General features: G+C 38.9%; 21 protein-coding genes and 1 pseudogene. 8 read left to right on the top strand and 14 right to left on the bottom strand.

The features are described 5' to 3' along the window. The first annotated feature begins 101 nt into the window (after positions 1-101). On the top strand, positions 102-536 hold the full coding sequence (locus tag ACE38V_RS20455; protein WP_375844221.1) for an Rrf2 family transcriptional regulator: 435 nt from the start codon (positions 102-104) through the stop codon (positions 534-536). A gap of 54 nt (positions 537-590) precedes the next feature. On the opposite strand, the gene ACE38V_RS20450 is transcribed toward ACE38V_RS20455, so the two are convergent. Both ACE38V_RS20450 and ACE38V_RS20445 read right to left on the bottom strand, forming a co-directional pair. Beyond that, on the bottom strand, positions 591-1499 hold the full coding sequence (locus tag ACE38V_RS20450) for an Ig-like domain-containing protein (protein WP_375844219.1): 909 nt from the start codon (positions 1497-1499) through the stop codon (positions 591-593). A 102-nt stretch (positions 1500-1601) separates the two neighbouring features. Continuing rightward, complete coding sequence (locus tag ACE38V_RS20445) at positions 1602-3962, bottom strand: ABC transporter ATP-binding protein/permease (protein ID WP_375844218.1); 2361 nt, start codon at positions 3960-3962, stop codon at positions 1602-1604. A 146-nt stretch (positions 3963-4108) separates the two neighbouring features. Here ACE38V_RS20445 and ACE38V_RS20440 point away from each other — a divergent pair, with 146 nt between their 5' ends. Together ACE38V_RS20440 and ACE38V_RS20435 are read left to right on the top strand one after the other, a co-directional pair. Then, entirely contained in the window at positions 4109-4783 is a 675-nt protein-coding gene (locus tag ACE38V_RS20440) for a response regulator transcription factor (RefSeq protein WP_375844217.1), read from the top strand. Then, a complete protein-coding gene (locus tag ACE38V_RS20435) occupies positions 4780-5844 on the top strand; it encodes a HAMP domain-containing sensor histidine kinase (protein ID WP_375844215.1) in 1065 nt (354 codons plus the stop codon). The genes ACE38V_RS20440 and ACE38V_RS20435 overlap by 4 nt, the downstream gene beginning before the upstream one ends. Positions 5845-5904: 60 nt before the next feature. Here the strand turns inward: ACE38V_RS20435 and ACE38V_RS20430 are convergent, their stop codons facing one another. The 5 genes from ACE38V_RS20430 to ACE38V_RS20410 form a co-directional block, all read right to left on the bottom strand. Then, complete coding sequence (locus tag ACE38V_RS20430) at positions 5905-6444, bottom strand: thioredoxin domain-containing protein (RefSeq protein WP_375844213.1); 540 nt, start codon at positions 6442-6444, stop codon at positions 5905-5907. A 16-nt stretch (positions 6445-6460) separates the two neighbouring features. Continuing rightward, complete coding sequence (locus ACE38V_RS20425; RefSeq protein ID WP_375844211.1) at positions 6461-7000, bottom strand: ABC transporter substrate-binding protein; 540 nt, start codon at positions 6998-7000, stop codon at positions 6461-6463. Positions 7001-7005: 5 nt separating this feature from the next. After that, positions 7006-7710, bottom strand: a complete 705-nt coding sequence (locus ACE38V_RS20420) for a DNA alkylation repair protein (protein WP_375844267.1) — start codon at positions 7708-7710, stop codon at positions 7006-7008. 76 nt (positions 7711-7786) lie between these two features. Next, a complete protein-coding gene (locus ACE38V_RS20415; RefSeq protein ID WP_375844210.1) occupies positions 7787-8278 on the bottom strand; it encodes a histidine phosphatase family protein in 492 nt (163 codons plus the stop codon). 261 nt (positions 8279-8539) lie between these two features. Then, complete coding sequence (locus ACE38V_RS20410; protein ID WP_375844208.1) at positions 8540-9127, bottom strand: histidine phosphatase family protein; 588 nt, start codon at positions 9125-9127, stop codon at positions 8540-8542. A 190-nt stretch (positions 9128-9317) separates the two neighbouring features. Here ACE38V_RS20410 and ACE38V_RS20405 point away from each other — a divergent pair. Continuing rightward, a pseudogene (locus ACE38V_RS20405) lies at positions 9318-10108 on the top strand (transposase); the annotation flags it as partial. A 263-nt stretch (positions 10109-10371) separates the two neighbouring features. On the opposite strand, the gene ACE38V_RS20400 reads toward ACE38V_RS20405, so the two are convergent. After that, complete coding sequence (locus ACE38V_RS20400; RefSeq protein WP_375844265.1) at positions 10372-10818, bottom strand: VanZ family protein; 447 nt, start codon at positions 10816-10818, stop codon at positions 10372-10374. 475 nt (positions 10819-11293) lie between these two features. Between ACE38V_RS20400 and ACE38V_RS20395 the strand changes: the two genes are divergently transcribed. Further along, complete coding sequence (locus ACE38V_RS20395; RefSeq protein WP_375844207.1) at positions 11294-12220, top strand: LCP family glycopolymer transferase; 927 nt, start codon at positions 11294-11296, stop codon at positions 12218-12220. A gap of 216 nt (positions 12221-12436) precedes the next feature. Here ACE38V_RS20395 and ACE38V_RS20390 read toward each other — a convergent pair whose 3' ends face one another. After that, on the bottom strand, positions 12437-12847 hold the full coding sequence (locus ACE38V_RS20390) for a hypothetical protein (protein ID WP_375844205.1): 411 nt from the start codon (positions 12845-12847) through the stop codon (positions 12437-12439). Positions 12848-12887: 40 nt separating this feature from the next. Next, complete coding sequence (locus ACE38V_RS20385; protein WP_375844202.1) at positions 12888-13502, bottom strand: NUDIX hydrolase; 615 nt, start codon at positions 13500-13502, stop codon at positions 12888-12890. 161 nt (positions 13503-13663) lie between these two features. Between ACE38V_RS20385 and ACE38V_RS20380 the strand changes: the two genes are divergently transcribed. Then, positions 13664-14026 carry a hypothetical protein gene (locus ACE38V_RS20380; protein ID WP_375844200.1) on the top strand — a complete coding sequence of 121 codons (363 nt, stop codon included), beginning with the start codon at positions 13664-13666 and terminating at the stop codon, positions 14024-14026. Positions 14027-14123: 97 nt separating this feature from the next. Here ACE38V_RS20380 and ACE38V_RS20375 read toward each other — a convergent pair whose 3' ends face one another. Both ACE38V_RS20375 and ACE38V_RS20370 read right to left on the bottom strand, forming a co-directional pair. Continuing rightward, entirely contained in the window at positions 14124-15551 is a 1428-nt protein-coding gene (locus tag ACE38V_RS20375) for a sensor histidine kinase (protein WP_375844198.1), read from the bottom strand. Positions 15552-15732: 181 nt separating this feature from the next. Continuing rightward, positions 15733-18021: a 5'-nucleotidase C-terminal domain-containing protein gene (locus tag ACE38V_RS20370; RefSeq protein ID WP_375844197.1), complete on the bottom strand. Its 2289-nt coding sequence runs from the start codon at positions 18019-18021 to the stop codon at positions 15733-15735. Between the two features lie 418 nt (positions 18022-18439). Between ACE38V_RS20370 and ACE38V_RS20365 the strand changes: the two genes are divergently transcribed. Next, positions 18440-18781 (top strand): YmaF family protein, encoded by a 342-nt coding sequence (locus ACE38V_RS20365; protein ID WP_375844195.1) that lies wholly within the window; start codon positions 18440-18442, stop codon positions 18779-18781. Positions 18782-18959: 178 nt separating this feature from the next. Here ACE38V_RS20365 and ACE38V_RS20360 read toward each other — a convergent pair whose 3' ends face one another. Continuing rightward, positions 18960-19604, bottom strand: a complete 645-nt coding sequence (locus ACE38V_RS20360) for a FusB/FusC family EF-G-binding protein (protein WP_375844193.1) — start codon at positions 19602-19604, stop codon at positions 18960-18962. Between the two features lie 459 nt (positions 19605-20063). Here ACE38V_RS20360 and ACE38V_RS20355 point away from each other — a divergent pair, with 459 nt between their 5' ends. After that, complete coding sequence (locus tag ACE38V_RS20355; protein WP_375844191.1) at positions 20064-20255, top strand: hypothetical protein; 192 nt, start codon at positions 20064-20066, stop codon at positions 20253-20255. 256 nt (positions 20256-20511) lie between these two features. Here ACE38V_RS20355 and ACE38V_RS20350 read toward each other — a convergent pair whose 3' ends face one another. Then, on the bottom strand, positions 20512-20775 hold the full coding sequence (locus ACE38V_RS20350; RefSeq protein WP_375844190.1) for a CD3324 family protein: 264 nt from the start codon (positions 20773-20775) through the stop codon (positions 20512-20514). Positions 20776-21194 lie beyond the last annotated feature (419 nt).

Genomic DNA, 21194 nt, shown 5'->3' with positions numbered 1-21194 from the left:
AACGAGTAGAATGCCATTTATTTTTTTATTTGATATAATAAACTTGTAATCAATTTAATTACACCGTAAAAAATAGATATTTTATAGGAGTGATAACGATCATGTCCATCAGCAGCCGATTCGCTGTCGGAATTCACATATTAGCTCTAATTGAATTAAATAAAGATGGAATAAGCTCTTCTGAATTTTTAGCTTCAAGTGTCAACACAAACCCAGCCGTTATCAGAAAACTTATGAGTATGCTCAAAAAAGCTGGCTTAATACAAGTACATCCAGGTATTGCAGGAGCAAAACTTGCAAAGAATTTTTCCGAAATTACCCTGTTTGACGTTTATAAGGCAGTGGATGTTGTACAGGAAAAAGAATTATTTAGTGTACATGACCATCCAAACCCAGAATGTCCTGTAGGCAGGAACATCCAGAATACGATAGAACCATTATTTTCAGCGGCCCAGCTTGCTATGGAGAAGGTTTTGAAAAGCGCAACCCTGGAGGACATCGTAAAGGATATTTCCACAAAGGAGCATCTGAGCTGAAAGCATGGGGACGGTTCTCTGCTTCTTTTTTCAAATGAAGCAGAGAACCGTCCCTTAATTAACCCGCACCTTCACTGTATTCCCTACATATTTCAAATTTCGATCTAGCGCATTTACATTAAGCGAACTCCCTGCTTTGCGCTTCGTCTTCAATTTAATTTTAAAATTGCCTTTCTTGTCTGCCTTGAAATAGCCTAGTCGACTGTCACCAACATTTGCTGTGACGATAGCATAAGGAAGAGTTTTCCCTGTAATATATGTACTTTCATGAGTCACTTTCTTTACAGAAAGCGGAGTTTTCTTGTAATTTTTGACTGTGACGGTATAAGATTTATTATTCCCCGCAAAATCTTCTGCAACAAAGGTATATTTCCCATTCTTCTTAACCTGAACCGTTTCAAGCAGCTCACCCGTTCCCCAGTCCATCTTATAATTGGAATACGTTCCGTCCGGCAACTTGATGCGGCGAATCGATAAATCGTCCTTCGCATTAATCGAAAGGAACATATAACCACTGAAACTATCCACCTTGGTTTTCGGATGCATAAAAACTGGAGCTCTATTATCAATATTCATAACCTCCACCGAACACCAAAAATCTGCTTGATGAAGATAATCACTTGTTTCCGCAGAAATTGGAAAAGAATAAAATCCATTTTCCTTCACTTTATAAGTGAAAACAGAGCCAAAAACCAACTCATTATCAATATTCGACACGTTGTGGCCATTGTTATAACGGGTTGTATCAATCTTAATCGTTATAGGGCCTTTCGTTAAGCCGGTCTGGCTCACCGTTACCTTAATCCTCGGATCATCCGTTTTAATAATTGGTTTACTCCATAAAGTCTGTGCATATGCCTTGTTTGATAACCCATTAAACATGGAGCACGAAATCAATATCACGATCGATACAAAAAACATCATGCTCTTACTTAGTCCATTCTTAGTTGAAAAATAAAACAAAATTATTCCTCCATTTCCATATTTTAATAGAGTTATCATAACATAAAACAAGGGGACGGTTCCTTGCTTCCTTTAAAAGGAAGCAGAGAACCGTCCCCTGCTTCATTCACTCCGAAGGGCAATGACTGGGTCTTTTTTGGCTGCCATTCTGGATGGAATGAAGCCGGCAATTAGGGTGAGGAGCATGCTTCCAGCAACTAGCGCTGCGGCATGAAGCGGGTTGAGATTGGCAATTCCAGATATGCCTACTAATTTTGAAATAATGGTGTTAATCGGAATTTCTAGTAGATAGGAGAGACCTACTCCGAGCATTCCTGCTGTGAATCCGATAATGAGCGTTTCTGCGTTAAATACCCTGGAAATGTCTTTCTTCCTTGCACCCACACTGCGAAGGATGCCGATTTCCTTCGTCCGCTCAATGACTGATACATACGTGATGATACCGATCATAATGGTGGAAACTAAGAGCGATATACCCGCAAAGCCGGTCAACACATAGGTTACGGTATCAAGAAGTGTTCCTGTAATGTTGGAAATCGTTTCTGCCATATCAGAGTAAACCAATTGATCTTTGTCTGATTTCCCATCATTGTATTGATCAAGATACTCTTTTATCTTGTCCTTGCTCTCATAATCCTTTGGATAAATATCGATTCCCGTCGGAGTCGTATCTGCCCCAAGCATAATCAATGCAGCTTCCTTCGCCTTTTTGTCTAAAGGAGTTCCGAGTAAAGCATCCTTATTCGAATCTTTTTGCGCCTCAGCAATTTTACTCTTTTGCGCATCCTCCACAACGGCCTTAGTCAAAGCGGGGGTATAAGCAATCCCCGGTGACAAGTAGCTGCTTGAAGCATCTTCTTTTATCCGAAGAATACCGGTAATCGTGAGTTTTGTTCCTGCATTACTGTTATATAGCTTGTCATAATCCGTAGGTGCAGCAGCAGTGAATAAATCTCCATTTTTCATATAGTAATCATTATTGGGAATCACCTTTAAGATGCTTTTGCCAATAAAATCGGTTAGCTGATAATTTTCAGTTTTGTCCGTAATACCTAGTTTTTCAAAAAACGCTTTATCCAAGCGATTATATTTATCAACTACTAAAACCACTTCATTCTTATTTTTAGGCATCCGGCTTCCTTTCCCTATTAAATCATATAGAGATAAAATAAAATCATTATTTTCAGGAAGCTCTTGCCAATAGGGATTATTGCCGCCCATCATCTGCATATCACTTGGATCTGAAGTCGTTGCAAATTTTACAGCGGTATCCTTTCCCTTTGCCAAAAGATTGATATTGACTCCATGTGTATAGGAAATATTATTAACGGCATCAGGTAATTTGGTTTCAAGTTTTCCGATATAATCAAGATAGTCTTGCGTAACAATATTGCTATGCTTCTTCCTATTTTTCTCACTGTCATACGAATACATAATATCTTTTTTCGGAAATTCGGCATAGGAGCCTGAATCTTTATTTCTTTCAGGACCGTGTTCGGACAAATCGATGGTTTGCTCACCTGTGCTGATCGTAATCGGAAAGCTGCTGAGTGCATCGGATTGCATATTATTCATATAGTTTGACAGCCCGTTCGAAAGAGCTAATACAAGTGCTACACCGATAATCCCAATACTTCCGGCAAATGCGGTGATAATGGTTCTACCTCGTTTGGTCAGAAGATTTTTAAAAGAAAGCCACGCCGCCGATAATAGGGACATAGAGGTTTTCTTGAACTTCTGCTTTTCGGCTACTGGTTGCGATGTTTCATCTGTTTCAGTTTCCACAACAGGATTTCTATCTGACTGAACCTCACCATCTAAAAACCGGATAATTCTATCGGAATACTCCTCTGCCAGTTCACCATTATGGGTAACCATGATGACAAGGCGTGTTTTGGATACATCCTTTAAAATGTCCATCACTTGAATGCTCGTATGACTATCAAGCGCTCCAGTCGGTTCGTCTGCTAAGATGATATCAGGGTCGTTTACAAGCGCCCTTGCGATGGCAACGCGCTGCATCTGACCACCGGATAATTGATTAGGTTTCTTATTCAATTGATCCGCAAGTCCGACTTCTGTTAAGGCCTGCTTTGCCCTGCGTTTTCTTTCAGAACTCGAAACGCCGGATAAAGTCATGGCGATTTCAACATTTTGCAAGACCGTTTGATGTCCAATTAGATTATAGCTTTGAAAAACAAACCCAATTGAGCGGTTACGATAAGCATCCCAATCACTATTCTTGAATTCTTTTGTAGATAGTCCGTTGATCATTAAATCGCCGCTATCATAACGGTCTAAACCGCCAATAATATTTAGAAGTGTGGTTTTCCCACAGCCTGACGGACCAAGAATGGAAACAAGCTCGTTTTTACGAAATCCAATGGATATCCCTTTTAAAGCGGTCACGACTTCCCCGCTCTTATATGTTTTTGTAATATTGTCCAGTTTGAGCTTCAGCATAAACATTCCTCCATTTTTTTGTACGCTCATAGTGTAACAATGTTAAGTAAACTGAAAATCAACTGGAGGAAAAAACAATTGATTTTCAGTTTACCTTTTAAAGGTATAATTTTATTACAATCACATCATTCATGGAGGTGCCATGTATGCTTAAAATATTAGTGGTAGAAGATGATACAAATACGAGAAAGCTGCTATGTGCCGTATTAAAGCAGAACGGTTTTGAAACATACGGAGCCGAGGACGGCATCGCAGCACTTCATTTTATGGATGAGCAACACGTTGATTTAGTGGTGCTTGATTTAATGATGCCAAATATGGACGGCTATGAATTGACACAGCAGCTCCGGCTTTCGTGGGAAAATCTCCCTATCTTAATGGTGACAGCTAAACAAGAACCAAAGGATAAAAGGCAGGGATTTCTTGTCGGTACGGATGATTATATGACAAAACCTGTAGATGAGCAGGAAATGGTCCTTCGGATTAAGGCCCTTCTCCGCAGAGCTCAGATTGCCAACGACCACAAGCTTACCATTGGCAAAGTGGTACTCGATTATAATGCTCTCACTGTATCCCGCGACAATCAAGTGATTACCCTGCCGCAAAAAGAGTTTTATCTATTATTTAAACTGCTATCTTATCCAAACAAGATTTTTACCCGTCTCCAACTTATGGATGAAATTTGGGGAATGGAAACAGAAACGGATGATCACACACTCAATGTCCACATAAACCGCCTCCGCGATCGATTCCGCGATTGGACGGAGTTTGAAATTGTGACAGTTCGGGGACTCGGCTATAAGGCGGTTAAAAAAGGATGAGAGATTTTTTTAAAAAGCGGTTAAGTCTTGCGATAACATTGGTCATGTTTGTATTCGGTGTAATGGTAGCAACATTTTTTCTCATTGTAGGGAGTATTGCCATTTTACAGCATTGGGACATTATTTCCCTTACTGATCATTCACTGAACTCTGACGAAGGTCGGCATCCTTTGCACTCCTTATTGATTCTTTTTGGACTTTGCGTTTTACTTGGAACAGCTCTTACGGCCTTTCTTAGCAAAAAAACGCTAAATCCGATCCGCAAGGTCATTGCTGCTACACATAAAGTAGCGGGAGGCGATTTTAGCGTTAAGGTGGATTTAAAAGGAATCGAGGAATTGGAGGAGCTGTCACAGAGCTTTAATAAAATGACCCAAGAGCTTTCAAGCATTGAAACGCTGAGAAATGATTTCGTCAATAATTTTTCCCATGAATTTAAAACGCCCATCTCATCGATTCGCGGCTTTGCTAAGCTTCTCAAGGAAAATCATCTTACCGAGGGAGAACGGCGGGAGTACCTGGACATTATCATAACCGAATCAGAGCGTCTAGCTGCCCTTTCCACCAATGTGCTCATCTTATCAAAATACGAAAACCTTGAAATTATTCCGGATAAAGCGCCATTCAGGCTGGATGAACAAATCAGAAAGGTCATTGTTTTGATGGAGCCCAAATGGTCCTCTAAAGAGATAAACGTAAATGTGGAACTAGACAAAGTGGTTTATTGCGGAAACGAGGACTTAACAGAGCAGATTTGGCTGAACCTTTTAGATAATGCCATTAAGTTTTCTGATCAAAGCGGCTTCATAAACATAACCCTTAAAAACATAAATAACGAGATTCAATTTGCAATTCAGGATAACGGCCCTGGCATGGACGACCAGACTAAAGCCCATATTTTCGACAAATTTTATCAAGGCGATACCTCCCACTCCCAAAAAGGATACGGACTCGGTCTCCCACTTGTCAAACGCATAGCCGAACTTTGCGGTGGTAACGTCGGCGTCCAAAGCAGGCCCGGCCAAGGCAGCCTGTTTACTGTTGTATTGTCAAAAGCGTAGGGACGATTCTTTGCTTCCTTTTAGATTTTTGGGAAGCAGAGATTCGTCCCCTTTGCTTCATTAAATTTTTGGAAGTAGAGATCCGTCCCCTTTGCTTCTCTCAATTTCTTCCATCAACTGCTGTGCATCAATTTCTACTGGATATTGGAATTCTTTTTCGTTGATGAAGACGGTTGGAACCATTTTGACTTGGCGTTTGATGGCTTCAGCTGTAATTTTAAGGCTAATATCTATATTATTGGGTTCTTCTTTTAAGCCGTATTGTTCGGTTAGCATCTTTTTGATGAAGTGGCTGTCCTCTTCACTCCATTGATTTTGTTTAGCAAAGAGATCTTTCATGATTTCATAAATGCGCTCTGGGTGGTCATAATCCAAGAATAGATTGACCAAAGTTCCATATAAAAGCATTTCGCGTGGCTTGTCATAATGTTTAATAATGTATTGCACACTTCCGTTTTGAATATATGGAGTTAAAGCTTCATCGGCCTCCTGAAAAAACTTAGCGCAATATGGGCATGCTAGATTGAGGAATACCTCTACTTTTACAGGAGCCTCTTCATTTCCATAACTTAAAAATGCATTTTCAACAGATTTTGTCATGTTATCCCCTCCAATATTATTGAATGTTACTTGGAATCATCGCATCGTCGATTTTGACAGCTTCTTTAATATTAATCTTAGAATCTAGCAGCTTCGCTTCATAGTAAGTATTCGCTAATTCCTGTTGGCTTGAAATGATTTTTTTATCTATTTTTTTGACGCCAAAGGTACGGCGGTCATTTGCTTTTTGAAGAGGAGCTACTTCTAGATCCAATTCAGTTGATAATATTTTTGCGACTTCCTTTTTGTTTTCATTTGCCCATTGGTCAGCCTTTTCCAGTTCTCCTAAAATCGTCGTAACAACTTCTGGTTTTTCCTTTATGAACTTCTCTGTTGCAAAATAAAAGGTGCGGTTCTCAGTTAAATCGGTTCCATTAATAATCGTCCGTGTTTTCACTTTATTTTCGACAATCTCTAAATACGGATCCCATGTACCATATACATCAAACTCCCCTTTTGTAAAAGCAGCTAAACCTTCCGCCGCATCTTTATAAAATTTGATTTGTACGTCATCTAAAGAAATTCCTGTCTTTTTCAGCGCCTTGGAACCGTCCACTTGCTTCAACACCTTACATTTTTCCGTTTGAAACCAAGCATCCCTCTATCTATTTCTTTTTGTATGTTTTCGGAAGCATGGAGAATGCTGCTCTTTTTGCCCCGTTTGATTTCGACCGGGCCTACAGCCTTTGCGATTTCAACTGCTTTATCATGTAGCGGTACATAGGAAATTCCGACTGTATAAATAAAATTGTTCATAGCGGCTTTTGCCCGATCGGGAGCATCATGAATCGTATTTTTCACTTCTTCAAGCATACCGGCAATCTTGTTGGTGTTAAATTCATCGTCCGGACGATTCCCCAAAAGCCAGCAGTAACAGCTCCAACCTGCTGACATTCTAAGCTCCTCACCGCTTGCAATCCATTTATCGGCTACAACCTGTGCAATATCGGTTTCAGCCAAGGTTACTGCGACCACAAAATCAGATAGCATATAAAAATATGCCGCATCCATCCAGCGCTCAAAATCCTCTTCAGTCATGATCTTGGGGTCTGCAATAATACCAGCAAAATACATAGCATCGTAGTTTCCAGTCGCGTAAAGCTGCTCGGCCAGAGGCTGATTTTTCTTGATTTTCTTTGCGAGCGGCTTCATTGCGCCTGTAGCCACTCCAAACAGTGGCTCGTGCGCTCCATTTCTTAGGTAAGCCTTTTTCGTCCGTTCCTTACCGAGCGATTCCAGTTCCTGCATAACCTTTTCGAAATCCATCATTTTGCACGTCCTTCCTTTGAAGCATAGGGACAGTTCTTTGCTTCTTTTTTGAAGCAGAGAACTGCCCCCTGCTTCACCAGAATCGATTTACTTCTTTTAGCGTCGTTCCATCAAATGTTAGTTTATAGATATCAGGCATATCAAGTTCTTTCCAAAATCCGAAACCATACCTTTTATCAAAATAATTCATTATTAGAACCATTATATTACCATGAGTTCCTATAACAATATTCTTACCTTCATACCTCTTTAAAACTTTTAGAGTTGCTTCAACTCCCCGTTTTTGCGCAATAATATTGGATTCTCCACCTTTCCAAGAAAAAGAAAGCTCATTCCAAACCTTAGTGACTGCTAAATCGAAATTTTCAACAGGATCTTCTGACAATATACGTTCCTTAAAGTCATTCTCAATTATAAGTTCTTTTCCAAAATAGACCGCTATTCCTTCTACTGTTTGCACTGCCCTTTTATATGGACTTGAAATCACATAGTCTATTTTTTCTTTTTCTAAATTTTGAGTGACTTTATATAATTCCTTGTTTCTAAATAAGAATAAATTCAACATCCACCTTTTTGATTTCTACTATCGAGGCCCCCCCTAATATCACCAATTTTATAAAAGATTAATTTCGCTATTGTCAAAAGACTAAAAACTTTTTATGGCAGGTGTAGAATAAGGAAACTACGGATTTAAACTATATAGAAATTAGGCTTTATTTACCTTCGTAAAAGCACCCTTTACTTAAATATAAACCTTCCTCAATAAGATACTTCAACACAAGAAGCAAGGAAGAAACAAGGGAAGGTTCCTTGCTTCTTTTTAGATTTATGGAAGCAGAGAATCGTCCCTTTCCAACAATCTAGTAACCTCTACTAATTCTTGTCCATTGAATTCCATTCTGTATATGTCAGGCTTTAATGTGTGTAGTAAAAAATTCAAATTGTATTTATCGTCATAATACTTCAACATCAATGTCATTACTAATCCATGAGTGCCTATAACTACTTTGCAGCCTTGGTAGAGAGTTAGCAATTCCTTTAAGAGTTTAATAGCACGTTTCTGACAATCGGCATTAGACTCTCCACCTTGTAACGCATATTCAACGTCAAAAAAGGACTGTTCTAACAACGGAATTAATTCTTTATCAGATATTCTATTATTTTCAGCAGAAAAGATTCTCTCTTTCAAATCCTCGTACACCACGACTTCTTGTCCAATTTCTTTTGCTAACTTCTCTACCGTTAAAATGGAACGAGTATACGGACTAGATAGAACAGCATTAATTGACTCATTTTTTAATAGGTTTGTTACTCGGTGTGATCCTAATTCACCTTTATTAGTTAATCCCCTTGTTCTTTCATCACCTATTTTCGGTGAATCACCATGTCTCACCAAATATATAAATGTATTCATAATACCCCTCCTAAATTTTTTATACCATATTTTACATTATTTAGGAAAGCATGGGGACGGTTCGAAATCACTGAAAAACAAACCCTAAAATCTAGGAAACAGTAGATTTAACTCAATAAATAAAAAGAAAACCCTCACTATTTGGTATAATAGAATTGACTAGAAACTAAAACCAAAGTAAGGGTTTTCTATGCTTAAAGATAAAAATATGCAGTTAAGCATCTATTCATTATTATACGATAAAATTCCCAAGAATCATATAATTATACTTATTAAAGATGCTGTTAATTTTAGTTTTATTAATAAACTTCTAGAGGATTCTTATTGTAAGTATTATAGGAAGGAGACCTGCAAAAGAACCCGAATTCACGGTGAAATTGTTGCCATTCAATATATATAATTTATCTGATGAGCGTGTTATTGAAGATGCCTCTTTGAATCTTGCTTATATGTATTTTCTAGATATTAATCCAGACGAAGATTTGCCTCATCCCAGTTTACTTGCAAAATTTAGATACATAAACTACAAGAGAACGAAATAACGTTGGATGAAGTGATTAAAGAAATCATAAAGCAATGCGTAGATAAGGAAATTATAAACGGCAAGGGAATCAGCATCGATACAACCCACACCGAGGCAACACCTTTAAGGCGACTCCGGAGAAGGTTATGAAGAGACTGGCTAAAAAAATCTTTAAAACGATAGAAAAAGAGCATAGGAATGTGCCCGACAGTATCAATCAAGAAATTCCGGATTACATAGAAATTGAAAATCATAAAGAAGCAAAAGCAACGATGAAATCCTATCTGGAAGAAACAATCACAAAGGTTGAAGAAAGCGTTAATTTAGAAGTTAGCCCTCAAACAAAAGAAGAAATAGAAAATGCGAAGGAAATTCTTCTTGACCCAAAGTTTATCGAACAAAAAGGAGTTCGTTCTATTGTAGATCAGGACACCAGAGTGGGGCATAAAAGCAAGACCATACAAGCAAAATTAACCGCCTTAGCCGTAAATTTAAAGAGGATAGCAAGCATACTATCCTCAAAAAGGCTTCTCGACTACAAATAACTGCCACTTGTTTCAAAAAATCGAGAAAAAATTCTCCATATTCTATTGAATTCTTCAAAATGGAAATTTCTTATTCAAAAATAGGCACTTTTTCAGCGGTTTCAGCCGTCCCCTTGCTTCCTTTTAATCGGAACCCTCAATCAGTAACAAAAGCGAATATTTGAATCTTCCATTTTTTATTTCCTCTTTCTTTTAAATATCAGAGTAAGAACAATAGCCATCATCCCACCAATGAAGTCTATGACAACGTCCCTCACCATCGGAGTTCGGTCTCCAGTGAAAGCTTGATGAATCTCATCGCTAGAGGCATAGAGAACAATGAAAAACGCCGTCCAAAGAATCGCTGATCTTCTTTTTTTTAATAGATATGACAAAGCTGAAAAAACAAGGAAGCTTAAGATGAAATAAATAGAGAAATGGGCAAATTTCCGAATGAAAAATTCAATGAAGTAATAATAACCCTTTGCTGCAATGCTGACTTCTGATCCTCCGTATGAAAAGGAGATATGGCTTAATGGACCCTTGAGCGGTTCTCCTAGAATCCACTTTTCAAGGCTTGGCACCAAGGTTTGTTCATGATACGTTTGCGAGGAAAAGTCAAATATAATGAGCGATACTAGGATTGCCCCGACTAGATAAAGAATTATCTTAAATGATTTAATGATAGATCACCTTTTCTATTTATTTACATGTTTTCTATATCATTGGTATATTATTTTTAGAGCGTGAGTCTATTTTATCATAATCTTCCATTTTGTAGCGAGAGAGAGTGGAAGATATATGTATAATGAGATTGTTTTGAGACGTAATGATAGAGCTATAAGAAGTGCCTCCAACAGATATAGATGAAAATTTTGATTAATATTTGAAACCTTGTAAAATAGCCCACTAATATTATTGCACAAAGGAACACCACAAAAGGAACTGTACCTTCAATGAATTATTAATATTATCCTATTTCTACGCTTCTCCTAAATGGAAATAATACTTTCATTATATTCTTATCATCCAAGACGTATATACTTTTAATCATCTTGAATTTCTGCTATGATTTGTAATTAATACATAATTTTCAGATTATTAGAGAGGGGTTCTGTTGTGGGCGGGAAAAAGAAAAACAAGAAGCGGATCGCGCTTCAGGTGGCGGGTTTATTTTTTCTCATCGTACTTGTAGGAATAGGTGTTTATGGATTTACTATTTATAAATCTCTTACGGATACCGTTGAGACGATGCATCAGCCGATTGATCGGGAGATTTCGCAAAAGCGCCTCGAGAAAATCACGTTGGAAAAGAAGGATCCGTTTACCGTTTTGATGCTTGGAGTCGATGAGCGTGTTGGGGATCGTGGCCGGTCGGATACGATCATCGTGCTCGCCGTCAATCCTAACAACCAATCCGTCAAAATGCTGAGCATCCCCCGTGATGTGCGAACGAAAATTGTCGGCCATGACACTGTCGACAAAATCAACCACGCCTATGCCTTTGGTGATGTCAAAATGGCGATGGAGACCGTTGAAAACTTTCTCGATATCCCAATCGACTATTATTTGAAAATTAATATGGAAGGATTTAAGGATATAGTGGATGCAGTCGGTGGGGTCACCTTGAATAACGACTTGGATTTCACCTCGAACGGGATTCATTTTAAGAAAGGAACGATCAACCTGAATGGAGACAAGGCGCTGGCTTTTTCGCGAATGCGCTATGAGGATCCGAATGGGGACTTCGGCCGCCAGCACCGCCAGCGTCAAATTATTGAAGCAATTATTCATGAGGGAGCAAGCCTTTCTACCTTAACGAATTTTGGCGATATCTTTAATGCTCTCGGGAAAAATGTGAAGACGAACCTAAACTTTAATGAAATGGTGGATATTCAGCGAAATTATAAGGATGCCAGTCATCAGATTGACCAAATATCTTTAAGTGGTCAAGGGACGATGATAGATGGAATTTATTATATTTTAGTTCCGGAAAAGGAACGAATGCGGGTACGGGGGATTTTGAAGAAGCAGTTGGAAATTTGATGCAGATGGTTTGGACGGTTGCTCTTATTATGGGGAGCAGCCTTTTTTATGGTGAAAAATACAAATTTTGAGATAGCATTTTTGCATTTGTTTTAGGTAGAGTTGAGGATTCCATGAAGGATAGGGCCACTTTTCCGCCTCAATGTCCCACCTCCAATTAAATTCCCTCTCCCCGCAAACAAAAAAGGGAACCAACCATAGTTAGATTGATTTCCCCTACTTTAATGCATCCTCAAATGGTGCATAAAATTTTCCCTTTGGTGCGATGATGTCGGATTCAGACTCTCGGAGTTCCCCGTTAACCTCGTATTCGCCTTCTAGAAAGACATCAAAGAAGCCGCTTGTTTTGTGCAATTCGATGAAGACGGCGTCTAGCTCGTACATAAGTCGGCGATAGTTTTCAATGTCAATGATGTCGCCGAATTGATCGAGTTCGAAGTTTTCCTTGATTGCCTCTTCAAACTCGAAGTCATTGGATGTGGCGATTTCAAGGTCGACATCGCAGCATTCAATGCAGAGCAATACCTCTTCATCCTTTATTTCCTCGTAGGATTCTGTGACAATTTTTTTTAAAATGGCCATGATTTGTTCTTCGTTTTTAAGCGGCATCGTTGTGTGTAACTTCATTTCTTCTCCGTCCTTTTTAGGATTCATATCGCGACAACAATCACTCGATTAACTGAAGGAAGTGAGTCAGAATTCGTGCCGTTAATCCCCAAATCGTTTTATCCTTGTAAAAATAAAAATACTCATCCATCGAACGATCCTGCCAATTATAATTTACGCCACCTGGAATCTTATCAAATGGGAACCCCTCTCCAGGAACAACTTTCAAATTCACATGATGGACAGATGGCTCCATTTCTTTTAAAAGTGCAAGCGGCACAGTGAAAATCTCGCCTACCTCCATGGGATTCGGGTTTATTTTTTCTGGATTTGTGATGGTCCCGACAAAAGGATAGATAATCGAGCGAAAGCCATTGACCATAAAGTCCAACGGAACTACATTGGTAACATTTAAATCCTCACTGCCCAGTTCCTCGATTGTTTCCCTTATTGCCGTTTCCCTTTCATTCTTGTCAGTCGGATCGATTCTCCCCCCAGGAAAACAAATTTCCCCCGGCTGTCTTCGAAGATCCATGGAACGAACCTCAAAGAGGATTTTAACCTGATCATCTTCCATGATGAGTGGTATAAGCACCGCATACCTTGAATAACTATCACTCCCCAATAAATTCGGAGTGCGGTCACTTAATTTCTTCATTATTTTCTCTATTTCCATTCAATCCCCTCAACTTTATTTGATTTATTATATTATAGCAATGTTAAGCACACGATTCCTATTATTTGAACTCTAATGGAAAATAATTGGTTATTTCCATTACCATTTGTTTTTTTTCGAATCGATTCTTGTATAATTTTGTAAAAAGGGAGATAAAAAATATGGGGGTCCCTTTGGAACTTATTGCGGGGTTGATCCAGAACCTTGAGGAGAAATTCACCAAGCGGTTTGCGCAAATGGACAAGGGGCTCGAGCAAAGTGTAAGTCGGATGGAGCGAATAGAATCCAAACTTGAGCGTCATGATCAGCTGCTTCAGCAACTCATTGAAATGACAGCTGAAACCAATATTCGATTAAGTGAGTTAACCGATAAGTTAGATAAACTAGACATCAAGTTTGAGATGCTCGCGAAAGATTTCAAGGAAATAAAAGAAAACATGGCTACCAAAAAAGATCTTGCATATTTTGATCAAATGGTATCGGAGCACTCCCGCGAAATCTACAAATTAAAAATGGGGAAATAAATTTCCTTTCCTCAAAAGACTTCAAACTATATAATCCAACATTTTTAGCCTCTACCATAATAGTAGAGGCTTTTCTATTTCGCTACTTGCCCGTCGATTACGCATTCGCCTCATAGCGCGGAAGCTCAATTTGAAAATGTGTCCCATTTGGGGTGCTGTTGACAATGTTGATGTCCCCTCTATGTTCAAGGAGGATTTTCTTCGCAAATGGGAGTCCCATTCCCATACCTGAGCTTTTCGATGAGTGGAAAGGATCAAAGACTTGTTCCCATTGGGCCTCAGGAATCCCCTTGCCCGTGTCCTTAATATGAATCAGAATGACCTCATTTACGATTTCCGTTTCAATCCGAATGAGTCGATTAGGACATTTTTCTGCAAAAGCTTCAGAGCTATTCTTAATTAAATTAATTAATACCTGTTGAAGATACGGTTTATTGACATAGGCTTTCAGGCTGTCAAACTTTCGGTTGAACTCAATGGTAAGATTTCCATCCTTGGTCATCTCATGGGCGAATTCAATCGTTTCTGTGATAATTTCGTTCAAATCCTCCAATTTAAAATCAATTTTCGAGGATTCGATAAACTTTTTATAGTTTTCGGAAAGATCCTCCATTTGGACCGTCGCTTTCTTGATTACCTCGAGCATCCCTTTTTCTTTTATCCCAAGCGAAGGCGATTCTCCTAAAAGCTGACTGAAGCCTTTGATGATCTGACCAATATTTTGCACCTCATGAACAAGGCTTGCCGCTAAATTTCCTGTATAATCCATCTTTTTCTGCCGACCGGTTAGTTGATTGACTTTAAGCGTCATTTGGACATTCATTTTTAAGAAGGAGAACATCGTCAGCACGGAAAAAAACACAACCCCTATACTGCTGGCGATCGATCCGGAACTCGGAATAAAATTTAAAAGTCCAAATAGAAGAAGAAAGAGCGAATAAAGGGAAAAGCTCTTAATAAATTTCATCATGTAGCGATTTTGAATCCTGCTCGCCATCATATAGAGGATAAGCGTGAAAAAGAGATAAGTACAAATATGAAGGACATATAACCAGTTTAATGGACCATAGACGGGAAAGTAATATTGCAAATTGGTTTTAAAAATTTGCACTTCCATCAATCCTTTTGACCCAAAGGATGTCCAATTAATAAGATAGATAAAAGTAATCCAGATATAAATGCCAATCATTATTTTTCTTGAAAATAGCTTTGAAATTTTTTCTAAAAAACTATTTTTTTGAAAGTTGATGGCGTATTTATTGATGATGATATAGGTTGCATAAATGACCGCCGTAATGATATAGGTTGGTGCCAGTCTGAATAATCGGTAGAGAAATAAGATCCATTCATCTGGGATAATTCCATTAAAATATAAAATGCCCACATCTACCTGCCAAAGGCTGGTTAATGTCATATGAAGTAAGATTGGCTTAGACAATTCAGAATTTTCAAATATTCTCCTTGCCCCAAATGCCAAGGAAATTGGAATAATGCCAATAATCATAATTAACAATCCAACAATCATGCTCTTTTACACTCTCCACCAAAATCCCAGTGTTCCTAAAATAAATTTCTTTCAAAATCAGGTATATGGAACCATTTTTCTAGTTGCTTATTAGTATACCAAACTTGTCTGAATTTGTCGAAAGCGCCTAAACGCAAAAAAGCGCCAGGCCTTCCGAAGAAAAAGCCTGGCGCGTTGGATTTTATTTTGCAGCAAGGTCAGTGATTCGGCCTTCCACTTGTTGAGTTACGGTTTTGTTTGGTAAGGATTCTAGTTGCTCCTTAAATACTTCCCAGTCGACGAAGCCTGCTTCAGATAAGCGACCATCTTGGAATACCTTGTTAAAGATATCATAGCCATCGCCGCCTTTAGCGGTGAAGATGTTGGTTGCGACATAATAGGATTGATCATCTTTTAATGGAGTATAGCTGCCATCTGTGCCTTTTACGTCAACGGATTTCACTCTTTGACCAGCTGGGAGGCTGCTGTCATAGGTGAATTTCATACCAGAAACTTGTAGGAATCCTCCGAATGGCTCCGGTGCGGTTGCTACACTGTGTTCAAGCCCTTCTCTAAGTTCAGCACCCGTAATTTTCATGATACCCAGTGTGTTTCCGAATGGAAGAACCGTAAAGACATCCGCTAATGTGATGTTTCCTGGATTTAAGGTTGTGCGGACACCTCCTCCATTTTGGACAGCCATCACAGTTTCTGGATTGATAGATTTCGCTTTAGCCAACATACCATCTGCAATCAAATCACCTAGGTTGGTTTCGTTTGTCCGCGCTGCTGGGTTGCCTCCGAGTAATTCCACGTCTGTTTTTGCGACAACCTGCTGCTTCATTTCATCTACTGCTGGTTTGTATTTCGTATTAAGAATTTCTGCTGCCTCCGGATCATCCTTGAGGACATAATTGCCGTCCGCGTCCTTCGCATCGATTTCGATTAATTTTCCAGCATCGGAGATGATTTTTCCATTTGCATCAAACTCGACGTCAACAGTTCCTAGATATTTGCTGTATTCATTTGCTGACACGATGACCGTTGGTTCTTCACCCGTTTTGTCGACCACAGGAGTATCAAGCTTCGTATGAGAGTGGCCGCCAACGATGATGTCAATCCCTTCGACTTCTTTTGCGAGCGTGAGATCGTTATCGCCACCGCCGTCATCATAGCCGATATGTGTGAGGGCGACGATTTTGTTCACCCCTTGCTTTTCAAAGGATTCAACCATTTTTTTCGATTGAGCGATATAGTCCTCGAAGGTCACATCCTTGCCAGGGCTTGAGATGGAAGCTGTTTCTGCTGTCGTTAAGCCGAAAATCCCCACCTTCTCGCCATCAATCTCTTTCACAATGCCATTGTAGATTTCTCCACCCTTTGGACTTGAAGTGATATTATCGTTGAAGTAGTCTTTTAGATTAGCATCTTTAGAAAAATCCACATTGGCACTGACAAACGGAAATTTACTTTGCTTCACAAAATTAGATAAAGTGGACGTTGTTTCATCAAATTCATGGTTTCCGAAGGTCATAGCATCATAGCCTGCGAGTTCCATAAACTCTAAATCTGCTAAACCATGAAATTGATTGAAATACAATGTTCCGCTGAAGACGTCACCTGCATCGAGTAAAAGAGAATTTTCGCTTGCTTGGCGGACTTGTTTGATGGCAGTAATGCGTCTTGCAATATTATCTAGATTTGCGTGTGTATCATTGGTATGCATGATGGTTAAATCAAAGTTTTGTGCGGATTGATATTCTGCTTTTACCTTGTCCACATATGCATGGACGATTTTACCAAGAGTGGATGTTTGGCTGACTTTTGGAAGCTGGGCATCCACCACCTTTAGACGATTGGCGGCAGTTTTTAAGTCGCCTTTTTGAATCCAATAATGGGCGTAGGAAGCGTAGTTATAAACTTTTATGGCGAATTCAATTGTTTTTGCAGGATTGGTATATGTATTGATCACAACTTTTTCGACCGTTGCACCATAAATGCCGGCCTTGATTTTTTGATCAGATTTAGCCAGTTCTGAAACAAATTTAGGATGATTCAGTTTTTCTGTTTTGATATCGTTTTGTATGATGAGATTTTGTAAGGATTTTGCTTGTGTGTTGAGGCTCTGTGCGTATTTAACGGTCTTGACGTAGCCTTCTGCATTTTTCACATACTTATAAGCCTTTGTGAGTTTTGCCAGATAGGCTGCTTTGTTTTTTCCGCCAGACTTCGTGACCTGTTTCTTCGCGTCACTGTAGACCTTCTTGGCTTTGTCGATTTCCTTTTGGACGGTTGATGTCGCCACAACTTTCTTCGTAGTTCCAGTTTTCCAATAGGTATCCTGAGCCTTTTGCATTTGCTTCACAGCTGCGTCAACAGTTTTGCTGACGTTTGTTGATGCCGCATCTGCATTGTTTGGTGCAACAGCCGCAAAGGATGAAGCTGCAATTGCCGAAGCCGCCACCACTTGAAAGATTTTCTTCTTCTTCATATAATCCACTTGCCCCTTTCAAATTTTGATCAGAAAACTTGTTTAGTGCTGCTATTATGTATAGTAAATCTGGGATGAACAGTGGTTTGAAAAAGCAATGAAAACTTAGACGTGACAATTCATCACGCACATGGATGAATGCTAGAAATGAGAAGTGCAAACCTTCTAGACATTATTCAATTGTATCAAGGATAATATGGATATATTTCCATAATATTTCTACGGTCTTATCATAATATATTAATTTGTAGATTACTAGTTAATTTTATGTAAAGATGTGTAAGTGTCACCGCCTGATAAATGTCGATCTTTGGCGGGTATATTCCTATATGAGGAGTAACGCGAAATATAGAAACAATGGAAAAAAACAAGTCCTCCGCTCATATATATTACGGATACTGTTCAAGGAGGAATGTTAATGGGGAAAAGGCTGGGAAAGGACGATTTTGTTTCAGGTTTTGTACCACATCATAATCACGGGTCGGTTGATTACACTTCCGTTGCCGACGGGCATGTTCATCAATGCTTGGACGTAACCTCTCCTCCAATTCCAACCGAGGATGGCGACCATATCCACTATGCCGAAGGATACGTGTTATTTGAGGACGGTCACACACATCATTACCGCGCTTACTCAGGACCCGCCATTCCAGTGGGAAATGGGATGCACGTCCATTATTATGACTTTGAAACCTCGTTTGACGATGGACATGTACACAAGGTGAAGGGCGTCGATCAGCCAGCACCAGGGACTCGGTAGAATGGGGGACGGGCCTTTTTTTGGTGGAAGGCCCCGTCCGAGTTTTGTTGAGGTAATTTTCGACTAGTGACAAGGCACTGTCCGAGTTTTGTTGAGGCAATTTTCGATGAGCGACAGGCACTGCCCAAGACTTGTCGTAAAATTCGTCGAGTGACATGCTCCTTTCGAATTTTTTTGATTAGGCGCGGCCTTTTGCTCTATCAATAAAGTCTGTGAGCTTGTCTAGTGAGGATATATTTTGATTACATTTTTGGCTGTCTTGGCAGATATAGTTGCCTCGTTTGGTGTAGGTTCCTTGTGCGACCCCTTTTGTTTCAGATAGAAACATGCCAACTTCCTCGAACTTATTGCATAACGCACAAATGCCTTTTTTATTAATCGGTTTAAAGGTTCCCTGCAAACCGACCATCTTATCCTTGAGCCGTGCGACAATAAACTTTTTCTGCGAGCCTTTATCATCCCAGCCAAGATACGTAATTTCCTTTAATTCTTCGTCATTCAACAGCGGAGCTTTCAGCTTCTTCGCTTTCGGGAATAATTTTTTGACTGTTTGCTGAGTCACCTTGGCAAAGGGAATAACAAACGGTTTGAGTTCAGCTAAAAATGCCTCTGCCAAATCCTTATCTTTCACATCCACAAGCGGGGCGAGCAATTGATTTTGCTCCTCACTTGGTTCATCAAACAAATTCATGACCTTCTCAAGTACCAAAGATTTCAAAGCTCTTAAAACAGCCTGATCATTCACCGATGTATATCCATTAATTAAAATTTGTGTTTGGTTTTTGATAAAATTATATTGATCATTTCGGATAAAGGGTTCCATTTTCTTCACTCCATTCATGGGAATCCCGAAAGCTGTTATTTATTTTACACGGGTTTTGAAGAATGGGAAATGCTGAGTTTGATTATAAAAATTTTTGCCATATAAAAAGCACTGACTAAGTAGTTCCGTTTACTTGGATAAACTTTCAAAGGACATGCTAATTAACATATATTTTTTATTTTTGTATGCTATTTTTCATTGATATAAACAATGTTTTTGTTGAGATTAGGGGTAATTTATCAAAGGAAATGACATATCAAATAGCAGAGTGACAATCAATATTGTCATTCTTTGTATATGATGATACTAATCGTAAAGGTTGATTTTTACCTTTCCTAAAAAGATACAAGGACCCAATTGTAAATTTATGATAGAATTTAAAAATATTGTTAATAACTCATTTAAATTAAGAATAGGTTAGTAGGTCCTATTAGCGAAGAGTGTTTAGGGGGATTAAATATGGTTTTCGGTTCATTAGTTTTTTCTATTATTCTTTGGATTATTGGTCTATTTATACTGTATTTAGTAATTTCAACAGCAGTTAAGGATGGAATTAACAAGTCTATAGTCGGTCAATTTATCGAAAAGAAATATGGAGTTGAGGAGAAAAAAACTTCATTTCTTGATAAGGATTTAGATAATGACAAATAGCGCTTTTTTTGCTACGGGTATGTTGATTTAGGAATGACTCAATAAGCGTATGTTAAATTTCCACTGACTTTGCTATCATTTACCCACCAGTTTTGAATTTAAAAAAATTATTGACCATTCTGGTGATTTAAATGGTGTAAAGAACCGATAGTTTCTTTTTCAGCTAACGTGGCAGGGTGGTTGGACATAACAATATCTAGAAGTACTAAAAGACCGACTAAAATGAGTCGGTCTTTTTCCTAATGATACATTTATATTATTTTGAGTATACAATTTTTTTAATCGTTTCAACGGAGAGATAATATTCTTCAGCTAATTGGTCAATTGTCCTTCCGTTCTTGAAGGCTCTCTTCATTACCGAATTCCGCTCATCAATTTGCTTTCTTATACCAGATCGTGTCCCCCACTTTTTCCGTGCAGGCTCCGGCTTCGGAATATAAATCATTTCTCCTTGAACATATTTTTGAATTTCTGATATTAGCTTTTCAGGTAAAATAGCGGTCGCTTTCACATAGGCCATCTTTGCCAGCTCCTTATCTTTTTTGGATTGAAAAAATAAGGGCAAAGCCAATGTATCAGAAAAGCTTACTTGGGCGATTTATCTCAAAGTCCACCCCATGCAAAGTATCGCCTTCCCAACACTAGGCTTTGCATGAGACGCTGCAGTATGTGACAGGCTCCATGATGTGCTTGTCATTTCGTCACCTCCTTAGATTGAAACAGCTCATTTGCATGCTTTTAATTATAGTATAGATTGGCGGGGATTTCATCTTGGTGGGATAAATTGGGTGGTTTATTAAGTTTTTTCTCGAGTATTTTAATGGGGCCGTGTTGTGCTTTTTGCGTATATCAGGGTTTGAGCATTTATCGAAGGGAACGTGATGATTTCTTTTCGCAAATATTTTAATATTTTCGCGAGCAAATTCTTCTTTTCGCGAA

The organism is Cytobacillus sp. Hz8 (assembly GCF_042263505.1).
Classification (GTDB): domain Bacteria; phylum Bacillota; class Bacilli; order Bacillales; family Cytobacillaceae; genus Bacillus_BE.
This window is presented reverse-complemented; position numbering and strand designations above follow the sequence as displayed.

Coding starts and splice junctions, on each gene's coding strand:
- ACE38V_RS20455 (WP_375844221.1), top strand. CDS start 102: ATGTCCATCAGCAGCCGATTCGCTGTCGGAATTCACATATTAGCTCTA.
- ACE38V_RS20445 (WP_375844218.1), bottom strand. CDS start 3,962: ATGCTGAAGCTCAAACTGGACAATATTACAAAAACATATAAGAGCGGG.
- ACE38V_RS20440 (WP_375844217.1), top strand. CDS start 4,109: ATGCTTAAAATATTAGTGGTAGAAGATGATACAAATACGAGAAAGCTG.
- ACE38V_RS20435 (WP_375844215.1), top strand. CDS start 4,780: ATGAGAGATTTTTTTAAAAAGCGGTTAAGTCTTGCGATAACATTGGTC.
- ACE38V_RS20430 (WP_375844213.1), bottom strand. CDS start 6,444: ATGACAAAATCTGTTGAAAATGCATTTTTAAGTTATGGAAATGAAGAG.
- ACE38V_RS20420 (WP_375844267.1), bottom strand. CDS start 7,710: ATGGATTTCGAAAAGGTTATGCAGGAACTGGAATCGCTCGGTAAGGAA.
- ACE38V_RS20415 (WP_375844210.1), bottom strand. CDS start 8,278: ATGTTGAATTTATTCTTATTTAGAAACAAGGAATTATATAAAGTCACT.
- ACE38V_RS20410 (WP_375844208.1), bottom strand. CDS start 9,127: ATGAATACATTTATATATTTGGTGAGACATGGTGATTCACCGAAAATA.
- ACE38V_RS20390 (WP_375844205.1), bottom strand. CDS start 12,847: ATGAAGTTACACACAACGATGCCGCTTAAAAACGAAGAACAAATCATG.
- ACE38V_RS20385 (WP_375844202.1), bottom strand. CDS start 13,502: ATGGAAATAGAGAAAATAATGAAGAAATTAAGTGACCGCACTCCGAAT.
- ACE38V_RS20380 (WP_375844200.1), top strand. CDS start 13,664: ATGGGGGTCCCTTTGGAACTTATTGCGGGGTTGATCCAGAACCTTGAG.
- ACE38V_RS20375 (WP_375844198.1), bottom strand. CDS start 15,551: ATGATTGTTGGATTGTTAATTATGATTATTGGCATTATTCCAATTTCC.
- ACE38V_RS20370 (WP_375844197.1), bottom strand. CDS start 18,021: ATGAAGAAGAAGAAAATCTTTCAAGTGGTGGCGGCTTCGGCAATTGCA.
- ACE38V_RS20365 (WP_375844195.1), top strand. CDS start 18,440: ATGGGGAAAAGGCTGGGAAAGGACGATTTTGTTTCAGGTTTTGTACCA.
- ACE38V_RS20360 (WP_375844193.1), bottom strand. CDS start 19,604: ATGGAACCCTTTATCCGAAATGATCAATATAATTTTATCAAAAACCAA.
- ACE38V_RS20355 (WP_375844191.1), top strand. CDS start 20,064: ATGGTTTTCGGTTCATTAGTTTTTTCTATTATTCTTTGGATTATTGGT.
- ACE38V_RS20350 (WP_375844190.1), bottom strand. CDS start 20,775: ATGGCCTATGTGAAAGCGACCGCTATTTTACCTGAAAAGCTAATATCA.